The sequence below is a fragment of the Dysgonomonas sp. 521 genome (assembly GCF_010501055.1).
Lineage (GTDB): Bacteria > Bacteroidota > Bacteroidia > Bacteroidales > Dysgonomonadaceae > Dysgonomonas.
The window spans coordinates 39428-50415 of sequence record NZ_QVMO01000034.1; the positions used below are offsets into that span (position 1 = coordinate 39428).

At 38.6% G+C, this 10988-nt stretch carries 9 protein-coding genes and 1 tRNA gene; 7 read left to right on the forward strand and 3 right to left on the reverse strand.

The genetic code is table 11. The features are described 5' to 3' along the window. Positions 1-741 precede the first annotated feature (741 nt). Positions 742-996: a helix-turn-helix domain-containing protein gene (locus D0T84_RS10920; protein ID WP_370525497.1), complete on the forward strand. Its 255-nt coding sequence runs from the start codon at positions 742-744 to the stop codon at positions 994-996. A 152-nt stretch (positions 997-1148) separates the two neighbouring features. After that, entirely contained in the window at positions 1149-2288 is a 1140-nt protein-coding gene (locus D0T84_RS10925; RefSeq protein ID WP_163307910.1) for a hypothetical protein, read from the forward strand. 61 nt (positions 2289-2349) lie between these two features. Here the strand turns inward: D0T84_RS10925 and D0T84_RS10930 are convergent, their stop codons facing one another. Continuing rightward, positions 2350-4503: a S9 family peptidase gene (locus D0T84_RS10930; RefSeq protein WP_163307911.1), complete on the reverse strand. Its 2154-nt coding sequence runs from the start codon at positions 4501-4503 to the stop codon at positions 2350-2352. Positions 4504-5550: 1047 nt separating this feature from the next. On the opposite strand from D0T84_RS10930, the gene D0T84_RS10935 reads away from it, so the two are divergent. From D0T84_RS10935 to D0T84_RS10955, 5 genes are all read left to right on the forward strand, one after another. Continuing rightward, positions 5551-6114: a Crp/Fnr family transcriptional regulator gene (locus D0T84_RS10935; RefSeq protein ID WP_163307912.1), complete on the forward strand. Its 564-nt coding sequence runs from the start codon at positions 5551-5553 to the stop codon at positions 6112-6114. Positions 6115-6182: 68 nt separating this feature from the next. After that, positions 6183-6509: a multidrug efflux SMR transporter gene (locus tag D0T84_RS10940; protein WP_163307913.1), complete on the forward strand. Its 327-nt coding sequence runs from the start codon at positions 6183-6185 to the stop codon at positions 6507-6509. 296 nt (positions 6510-6805) lie between these two features. Then, positions 6806-8284, forward strand: coding sequence for a DUF3943 domain-containing protein (locus D0T84_RS10945; protein ID WP_163307914.1), 1479 nt, complete (start codon positions 6806-6808; stop codon positions 8282-8284). A gap of 140 nt (positions 8285-8424) precedes the next feature. Then, a tRNA-Phe gene (locus D0T84_RS10950) sits at positions 8425-8497 on the forward strand. A 253-nt stretch (positions 8498-8750) separates the two neighbouring features. Next, entirely contained in the window at positions 8751-9974 is a 1224-nt protein-coding gene (locus D0T84_RS10955) for a site-specific integrase (protein WP_163307915.1), read from the forward strand. Positions 9975-10023: 49 nt separating this feature from the next. Here the strand turns inward: D0T84_RS10955 and D0T84_RS10960 are convergent, their stop codons facing one another. Together D0T84_RS10960 and D0T84_RS10965 are read right to left on the reverse strand one after the other, a co-directional pair. Then, positions 10024-10338 (reverse strand): helix-turn-helix domain-containing protein, encoded by a 315-nt coding sequence (locus D0T84_RS10960; protein ID WP_163307916.1) that lies wholly within the window; start codon positions 10336-10338, stop codon positions 10024-10026. Further along, on the reverse strand, positions 10328-10615 hold the full coding sequence (locus D0T84_RS10965) for a helix-turn-helix domain-containing protein (protein ID WP_163307917.1): 288 nt from the start codon (positions 10613-10615) through the stop codon (positions 10328-10330). The genes D0T84_RS10960 and D0T84_RS10965 overlap by 11 nt, the downstream gene beginning before the upstream one ends. Positions 10616-10988: the final 373 nt, after the last annotated feature.

A 10988-nucleotide genomic window follows, 5' to 3' on the forward strand; every position in this document is an offset into this window, starting at 1 on the left:
CCGTGCACTATAAAAAGTGACAAAAGTGACAGGGGCTATAAACAGAAAACCGCTACGCGGTAATCCTACACAACACCAATATCTTTGCCGTGCACTATAAAAAGTGACAAAAGTGACAGCTTTTCTACTTATTTTTACCTGTTACTTTTTTTCCTCCGGTTATATCAAAGAACGCTTTATATAAGACAATTTTCTACAAAAAAATAACAGGTTGTACTACAAAAAGTGACAGCCACCCCCAATAAACAACCTGTCCCGAAGGGACTGAACATGGATAACCACGGGTAAACCCGTGGCAGGGATAGAGCGAAAAACAGGTCTCCGTAGGAGGCAAATAGCGAAAACCAATCCCGTTCGCCTCCCACGGAGACGGTCTCTTTCTTTCAGTTTTTGCCACGGGCTTTACCCGTGGTTATCTATATTAGACCGCTTCGTGGACTTAGATGCCTGACTGTAAAAACAGGAATAACAGGCTGCTGCAAAAAAGTGACAATTGAATTGAAAATCGACGGAGTCAAAATCGGCAGAGCGAAGCGGAGCCAAATGTGACTCTGTTTCGCTATTTATTATTATTTCTTTTTTCTCGCAAAGCCACTACGTCCAATTCTGATTTTTCACACCATACCAAAGACCTCTTTATATAAGATAATTTTTATTCGTTATAATAACCTGATCATTGGTTTAAAACTATAATGTTTAATCCAGTGCCTCAGCAACTTTTACCATCATATATTACAGGAAATTGCTGGTTATGTAAATCAGAATCCCTCGGCGCTTTGCCGCTCATTCAAGCAAAGGACAGATAAAAGCATTTTCCAATGCCTGGCCGAAATCCGTATAGAACATGCTTGCAGGCTGCTTTCATATCTCAATCTTACTGTATCTCAGATTGCCTATGAGTCCGGTTATAATAATATCCCTTATTTTATTAAGCAGTTTCATGCGTTAACGGAGAGGAACCCAAAGGAATACAGAGAGCAGATTAATATGGATTAAAGTGTATTATATTTTAATGCCAACAGAATGCCCTTTATTGAAAATCTTTTTTTCAGCTATTTTTCTGATATTGAAATTTCATTAACAATACAAGACGAATAAAAATACTATATTTGCGTTCAGAAATAAATTACTCTATATAGTTATTTAATATGTCTATAATCATTAAAGAAGTTAGGGAAAATGATAAGGCTTTAAAAAAGGCATTTGTCAAATTTCCAATTGATGATCTGTATAAAGACTCCCCATACTACGTCCCCTCCCTTATAATGGATGAGTTGGAGACTCTCAGCGAAAAAAAGAATCCCGCATTCGACTTCTGCGAAAAACAATTGTTTCTGGCATACAGAGACGGTAAAATTGTTGGGCGGATAGCTGCCATTATCAATCGTGAAGCGAACAAGGTTTGGAATAAAAAAGAAGGACGTTTTGGTTTTGTCGACTTTATCGATGACAATGAGGTTGTAGATGCCTTATTCGCGGCGGCGGAAAAATGGGTAAAAGACAAAGGCATGGATTCTATTATCGGCCCGATGGGTTTCACTGATCTGGATCATGAAGGCTTGCTGATAAAAGGATATGACAAGGTATCCACCATGTCCACAACTTATAGTTATCCTTACTATAGGGAGCAGATTGAACGGTTAGGGTTTGAAAAAGACGCAGACTGGAATGAATACCGGATCCCGGTTCCCGATTCCGTACCTGAAAGACATCAGCGTATAGCCAATATGGTAATGCAAAGGTATGGACTAAAGGTGTTAAAATTTAAAAACTTAAAGCAAATAACACCATACGTAAACAAGCTATTCGAATTATTGAATGAGGCCTATAAGCCTCTGTATGGATTTGCTCCATTGACTCAACGGCAAATAGATTATTACGTAAAGATGTATGTGCCATTGCTTCGTTGGGATCTTGTATCTATTATATTAAAAGAAGATGTGGATGAAGTAGTGGGATTTGGTATTGCGATACCGAGCCTTTCCAGAGGATTGATTAAGTCCAGAGGGAAATTATTCCCGTTTGGATGGAGGCACTTGTTAAAGGATTTGAAAAGCAAGAAGAATCCTGTCGTCGATCTTATGTTAATAGGCATATCTCCCGAGTATCAGGGCAAAGGTGTAAATGCTATTATTTTTAATGACTTTATTCCTTCAGCATACAATTGTGGTTTCCAATTCGCCGAATCGAATCCTGAATTGGAAATGAATAACAAGGTTGCGTCTTTATGGGACGGGTTCAATGCCGAAAACCATAAGATGCGGAGAGCATATATAAAGAAGATTTAATATCAATATGATAGATAAAGAAAGGATGTTCGTTTGAACATCCTTTCTTTATATCTATATCCTACATATTCGTTTTCAAGAACTTGATAACCTTTTCGTAAAGGTAAGTACGGTTGGCCGCGCCACGGATTGAATGGTCTTTATCTGTAAAGACAAACATATCAAACTGTTTGTTTGCTTTAACCAAAGCTGCGGCATAATCCATCGTATTCTGGAAATGCACATTATCGTCAGCCGAACCATGAATGAGCAGGAGGTTTCCCTGCAACTTGTTCGCCATCAGGATAGGGGAACCCGCCTCATAACCCAAGGCGTTCTGCTGAGGGGTACGCATAAAACGTTCCGCATATACCGTATCATAGAATTTCCAATCGGTAACAGGGGCAATAGCCACCCCTGACTTAAATACTCCGTTTCCACGGCTCATGCTCATCAATACATTATAGCCTCCATAGCTCCAGCCCCAAATAGCAATTTTACTGCCATCGATATATGGCAGAGAAGCAAAGTGTTTTGCAGCAGCAACCTGATCGTCTGATTCATATATTCCTAGATTCATATATGTACATTTGCGGAAATCTTCTCCTCTGGCTCCGGTGCCACGTCCGTCTACACAGGCTACAATAAAGCCCTGAGTAGTGAGATAGTCCGTCCAGTCCATACTATATGCGTCTTTAACCTGCTGTGAATTTGGCCCGCTGTACTGTATCATCACCAAAGGATATTTTTGGGAAGAACTGAAATTTGCCGGTTTCATCATGTATCCGTTCAGGTCTCTTCCGTCAGCAGATTTTACAGTGATAAATTCTTTTGCTGGTAAATCTAGTTTTGCCAGTGAGTTCTTTAGCGTTGCATTATCCTGTAGCATCCGCAATTCTTTTCCCGTGGCATCATGTACTGTAACAATTCTGGGAGTTGTTACATTCGTATAGCTGTTGATATAATATTTGCCATTTTTGCTAAAGGTCGCATTATTTGTCCCTGCTTTGGCCGATAGCTTCGTTTTTATTCCCTTCACCATGTCCACCTTGTATATGGCACGTTGAAGCGGGCTGTCTTCCGCAGCTTCATAAAATACGGTTTTTGCGACAGGGTCTACAGCCAGCATAGCTGTTACATCATAATTGCCGGATGTAAGCTGTTTCTGCATCACTCCCGTATTGTCGTAGAGGTAAATATGTGAATATCCGTCTTTTTCGCTTACATATACAAACTGATTACCAAAGAAATGAATATAGTCTAATAGTTTGGAATCGACATACTTGCTGTTTTCTTCATGAAGGATCGAACGGCATACCGAGGAACGGGCGTTTGCCAGATACAGGTCAAATTTGTTTTGTTCCCTGTTCAGTGTCATTATAGCCAGCTCGTCTCCACTAGGTAAGAATTGTATGCGTGGGATATATTCCGTGTTGTCGGGAATATTCATTTTCCTGATTGTTTTGGAGTCTATATCGAAGACATTGCAGGTTACCTTTGAATTTTGTTCCCCCGCTTTCGGGTATTTAAAAGAGAAAGAGGCTGGGTAGAGGCTGTTTCCGTATAATTGCATGGAGTATTCCGGTACATTGGTTTCGTCAAACCTGACAAACGCCAACAGCCTGCCGTCCTCGGAGAAATCCATGATACTGGTGGTTCCGAATTCTTCCTCATATACCCAGTCTGTTCCACCATTGATTATCCTGCCTGGTTCTCCGTCTTTGGTAACCTGTGACTCTGTATCGTAGTCAAATTTTGCCAGCCAGATATTATTGTTGATTACGTATGCCAGCATCCTGCCATCATGGGAGAATGTAGGGATGGATTGTTTTTCTTTGTTCTCCGTCAGTTTCCGTATAAGGTTACGCCTCACGTCGTAATAGTAATAATTTGCTTTGAATGAATGGCGGTATATCGGTTCATAGTCGTTGAATACAAGTAGTCGTTTTTCATCGGGGCTGATGATAAATCCCTGGAATGAACTGATATTGCACTCACGGGCTTTTTTTACATTAAATATAGTGTCGGTAGGTAAGCCTGTTTTATAAGCGTATTTGATAATCATTGTATAATTATCATTGGGCTGAAAATATGATTCTCCGTCAGCAGATGATACTACAGGCTGGACTCCCCGCGCATAATATTTACCGGAATTGATGTCCATCAGGTCTAAGCGTTGTGCACTGGCTGTAGTGAAAATAAATACTGCCAGTAGCATTCCTAAAATATTCTTCATATCTATTTTGTTTATTAGAGTCTGTTTAAATTTTATAGCAAATCTTTTTTATAGCTATTTTTAGATGTATTTTATCATTTTTGCTAGCCGAACCAACGGTCAGCGGAGCTAATTAGCGGGCTAAACCAAGAGTAAAAAGGGAATTGAAAATCGGCGGAGCCAAAAATACGCTAAAAAGAGCATAAAAAAATTGCTAAGAACTATTGACCTGAACCTGTAATAAAAATTTTCGCTAAAATTTAAACAGGCTCTTAGTAACTGTTAGGAAATTTCCCGAATTGGTTTTCGTATGAAAAAGATCTAGAGTTCTTCGTTCATTTTTAGCTTGTTTTCGGTTAATTTTCTCTTTCACTCAGCTCAAGTAGCCCGCTACTATCGCTTCGCGGAAGTAAAAATTATCTCAAAAACAATTCTAAAAATCAGAACGAGAAATTTCCTAACAGTTACTTAGATTCTATATCGAATAAAGCATTATCTATTTCATTTACCATTAATTATAAATATAGCATTCGTAGGGGCGGAACTGCCCGCCCGGTATAGATATTATGCATATAAGGTCAGGCTCCCCCCTACCCTAACAAAATTGTCTATTAAAAATCAAATCAATATCATTCTATCCGATATAATGTTTATTTATGACAAAAATAGCAAGTAATAAGTAATAAGTAAAAAGTTATAGGTGAAAAAACAGTAAACGCTTATAATGGTCACTAATTTCTTCGTCCTGCAGGTAGCTATGGGTTACTTATACTGTGTATTTTTATTATTTTTAATAGAGTTTATATTCAATAAAAGAGTAAAATACATATTTTTAGGAGTTTTAGTTGCCACGACTTTCAAGTCGTGGATAATAATACAGATAGAAAACGACTTTAGTCAAAACATTTTGGCTAAAGCCANTATCTGATTAGACTATTATCCTCCAGCTAAAGCAGGAGGCAATTAAATCACAGAGAATAAACCATATATAATCTTATTGAATATAAACTCTAATATAAAACAAATGACATTGAGTAATATTATACTTTTGTATTCAAACTAATGCAGATGGAAATAGAAACGGTCTTAGATAAAATATATGAACTGCCGGCAGCCTCCAAAAAGAATATGATTGATTCTATTGTTGAGGTCAGTTTTCCCAAAGGGTACCGTTTACTGAATGCCGATAAAGTGGAACGGGACGTCTATTTTGTCAAAAAAGGTATCGTAAGAGCCTATATAAACTCTTATGATGGCGAAATCACTTTCTGGTTTGGAAAAGAAGGGGATACGGTGGTGTCGATGAAAAGCTATGTAGATAATGAGAAAGGCTATGAGAACATTGAGTTACTAGAGGACTGTATATTGTATAAACTAAACACGGGGGCATTAAGTGACCTGTTTGCGAAAGATGTCCATATTGCAAACTGGGGTCGAAAATTTGCGGAACAAGAGCTTCTGAAAACAGAAGGCAGGCTTATAGAACGGTTGTTTGGTACAGCCACGGAACGATATAACGACCTAATGAAGACTGATCCGGAATTGCTTCAACGGGTTCAGTTATCATATATAGCCTCGTATCTTGGAATAACTCAGGTGTCATTAAGCCGGATCAGATCAAAACTGAAGTGATTATTTTTTATCATTTGTAAAATTCTATTTGATTTTTATACATGACCTTTGCATCAAAATAAGAATCTATGAATTGGGTGATTTTAATTGTTGCGGGGTTATTTGAAGTTGGCTTTACTTCCTGTTTAGGAAAAATCAGGGAAACAACAGGTAGCGAAAAGTATTGGTGGATTGTTGGTTTTGTCTTTTTCCTGTCATTTAGTATGCTTTTATTGATAAAGGCGATACAGACTTTGCCGATAGGTACTGCTTATGCTGTTTGGACAGGGATAGGTGCTGTGGGTACTGTACTGATAGGAATATTTGTCTTTGATGAACCTGTTAATTTTTGGAGATTATTCTTTATTTCCACACTTATATTCTCTATTGTTGGACTTAAGACTGTTGCACATTGAGGTCTCTTTGATTTTTTTTGAATATAAACTTTTGTTTTACGAGATTGTATTGTAACGCCTTCCTGTATTCTATTTGGAAAAAATAGCGACAATAAATTATACCCGTTGGAGGAATTTAATTAACGCATATTTAACTCTTCTAATGGCTGAATAATTACTTTATTATGCCTGCTATGTGAAATTATGTTAATTATCATAAAGAAATGTATTCCATTTTTTCCTGAATAATTATCTATGGATGTGTTTGTCTTATTTTTGGGTAGAACATGAAAGGAAAAGGAGAAACTACATATTTAATGATAAAGAGACAAATATTTCTTGCCTATGTGCTGGTTGCTGTAAACTTATGTTATGCGCAAGTGCCTATCCGTCATCAGACGGCTACACCTAAAGATGCTGATTCTACAGATATTGCTTATTATTCAAAGAAGAAATGGTTTCAGGCAGGGACTACGGCATTCGGAGTGAACATGGGAGTCTGGGCTTTCGACAGGTATATACAAAAAGGGCATTTCGCTTATATCAGTATTAAGACGATGAAGGAAAACTTCAGGAGGGGTTTCATCTGGGATAATGATTATATGGGAACAAATATGTTCCTACATCCTTATCATGGCAATCTCTACTTTAACGCAGGCAGGGCAAATGGTTTGAATTACTGGGAATCCGGCGCTCTGGCTTTGGGCGGAAGTGCTATGTGGGAGTTGTTTATGGAATGTGAATATCCTTCGACAAATGACATTATAGCAACACCAATCGGAGGTATGGCTTTAGGCGAGGTATTGTTTCGCACTTCAGATTTAATTCTTGATGACAGGCGGACAGGCGCGTCACGGTTTGGTCATGAACTTGCCGCTTTTCTTATAGCTCCTACCAGAGGGTTGACCCGCATAATTAACGGCGATGCCTGGCGTAAACGGCGGACCTCGGGTAAACAGTTTGGGGTACCGGATATAAGTGTGGAAGTTTCGATGGGAATAAGGGCGCTTGAATTGAAAGACGAAATCTTTGATAAGGGGATTGGTTTTGCAACTAATATTAATGTGGAATATGGAGATAGGTTCGAAGCGGAGACGAATAAGCCTTATGATTATTTTACTTTCAAGGCGAATATCAATGGGCAGGGTTCCCAACCGATGATAAGCCAGTTGAATATAACAGGACGACTATATTCAATGGAGTTAATCGATAATTCGAAGGATTTTTTAAGTCTGGGCATATACCAACATTACGATTATTATGATTCGGATACGATATCGGATGTTTCGGCAAGGGTGCCTTATAAGTTTTGTACTCCGGCTTCGTTCGGATTAGGACTGATCCATAAAAGTAAAAGGTTCAAGGATTGGGATTTTAATTCTTATTTTCATTTTAACGGGATTTTGCTGGGTGCGTCTCTAAGTGACCATTATGTAGTGAATGACCGTAATTATAATCTGGCAGCAGGGTTTAGCTGGCAATCGGGAGTTACGATAGCATACAAAGACATTATAAGCGTTTCGAGTAGTTATGAAGGGTATCGCATGTTTACATGGAAAGGATACGACCGGGATATAAATTGGGAGACTATCAATGAAAAGACACTGGATGCTCAAGGTGACCATTCGCAGGCTATATTGCACGCAATCTCTCTAAGGGTAGACCTGAAGTTGAAAAACAGGTTTTATCTGACAGGTATCGGTTATAATTATACACGCGACACGAACTATAAGTATTTTGATGATGTTTTTTCGAAGACATCAGAAGGGCGGATTATGTTAACGTATAAGTTCTGATAATGAGGAAGAAAACGCCAGATGTCGCACCTATTGTTGTTTGTAGGATTTCCTGATGGATAAAAATATTATAAAAATAGTTCTGTTTATTTTTGGAGAATATAAATTATGTACTATCTTTGCACACGCAAAACGGTCATGGTGCCATAGCTCAGTTGGTAGAGCAAAGGACTGAAAATCCTTGTGTCCCCGGTTCGATTCCTGGTGGCACCACTTAAGAAGAGTAGCAAAACGAAGCAAATCCCTGAAACATAGACAGTTTCAGGGATTTTTCTTTTTAGGGCAACCCTGTGAAAATGGCAAAAAATGGCCATTTATAGAACATTTCTCTTTGTTCATTCATATGCTTTTTATTTCGGCAAAAAAAAGCAAACGAAATGGTATCTAATGTGTTGATTTGCCGAATTTTGCATACCGACAAACTCGTTTCATTTCCTTAATTTTGAACCATTAAAAAAGAGGTATTATGAAGCAAGAAATGATGAATGTTCTGGTCTACATTATTAAGACCCGAAAATTGAGAAACGGAGAATGCCCTGTATTACTTAGGGTAACTATTGACGGGGTTTACAGCGACATCCGTATTAACCGCAGCGTAAAAGAAGAAATCTGGGATGCAAAGTTAGGAATGTGCCGGGGAAAGAGCCGGGAAGCTAACGAGCTGAACGATTATATCCGTAGCCTCCATACCCGCCTGTATGAAATTCATCGGAACATGGTATTGCAGGATGAGTATTTTACTCCCGAAATCTTATTGAAAAAACTCTTTAATAAGGAAACAACGAAAACAGTCCTTACGTTTTTCAAAGAGCATAACGAGGATTGCCGACGGCGTATCGGGCTGGATTATGCCTACTCCACCATTAACAGATACGATAACTGTTATAAGTCCTTGCAAGTAGTAATAGAGAAAGAGTACGGAAAATCCGATATAACCTTTACCGAATTTACTTCCCAACTTATTCGGAAATATGAGCTATATCTGACAGTTGATAAAAGGTTAAGTCAGAATACGCTTGTCAGATATATGAAAGTCATTAAAAAGGTCAGTACCCTTGCTCTGGCGACCGGATTATTGAAAAATGATCCCTTTGCAGGTATGAGATTCAAACAGTCGAAAACTAACCCGGTTTTCCTGACCAAAGAGGAACTGGATATTATCACAACGAAAGAATTTACCCTGCCGAGAATAGCATTAGTACGGGATGTGTTTGTGTTTTGCTGCTACACCGGGTTAGCATTCATAGATGTAAGCAATTTGAAAAAGGAACATATCGTTTTAGACAACGAAGGTACTTACTGGATTCGTAAGTCGAGAGAGAAAACAGAAAATATGTGCGACATCCCGTTGCTTGACATTCCGTTGGAAATAATTCGCAGGTATGAAAATCATAGAATGTGTAAGTCAAAAGGTATTCTTCTTCCGGTTATGTGCAATCAGAAGATGAACTCGTACTTGAAAGAAATCACCGATTTCTGCGGGATTGACAAAGACGTTACCACGCACACAGCCCGCCATACTTTCGCTACGACCGTAACGCTTGCCAATGGTGTTGCACTCACTAATGTCGCTAAAATGTTGGGGCATACCAGTACAAGAATGACGGAACATTATGCTAAAGTGCTTAATCACAACATCTATTCCGACATGAAAAAGGTTCAAAGCAAAATGAGTATGAGTGAAATTTAATGAATTGATTAACAACACTAAAGGCTATCCGTGGGATAGCCTTTAGTGTTTAGAATATCTTGCGATAGCTGTCTTTCAGCATTCTTTCAATATCAGATTCCTTATATAAGACTTTCGCTCCGATTTGATAATAGGGTATTTTTCCTTCGTTCCGATACTCTTGCAACGCCCTTCTGCTGATTTTTAAGCGTTCAGACAATTCCTTATCAGTTAAATACCTCTCTCCATTTAGAGTAGGCCTACTTTTTTTAGCAAGTATCTCTACCTTATCCAGCATCCGGTCTAAAGATTCAAAAAAAGCTGTGATCTGGGGAGTAGTTCTCGTAATAAGGCTATTTTGATTTTCTGCATTCTTATTTTCCATACTCCCCCCTTTCTAACTCTATATACTTCCTGACATCCTCCGGTTTATAATAGATTTTGCCGTTAATCATTGAATAAGGGATTTTTTGAAAATTCCTTAAATACTGCAATTTCCGTTTGCTAATATCCAGTATTATGCAAAGCTCCTGACTATCCAGCCATTCTCTCATCTCCTTATCTTCACTTTGATCGCACAGAAGATTTATCTTCCGGGCAAATGCCTGAAAGCGTTCCATCATTGCCTCGAAAGTGCGGGCTTCTATATTTATTATCTCCATAATATTTACCTTTTTCGTTAATACTATGATTACGGGATAACAAAGGTAAATCATTAAAATACACCATATACCAATCCTTTGCGGGCTGGTAGCTTTCGTCTGCACTTGTCTATACTTAAAGTGCAGACTGATTCCGGCGGCGGTCAAAATATGTCTTTTTTGTATTCCCTGTTCAGACTATCCGGGAGTAAAGGGGATTTTTTCTACTCCCGTATCTTATAACTTCTTCCTCTTTTAGCGGAATGCCGACTTAGCCGATGAAGTGTTCGATTTCATGTGCGAAAGTATTTCCGTGTTCTTCACGCCGAAGCAAGTTCGAGCCGCAGGGCGGTTTCGTGAAAAATCTTCCTCTTTCCGTTCCGGCGAGCGTATT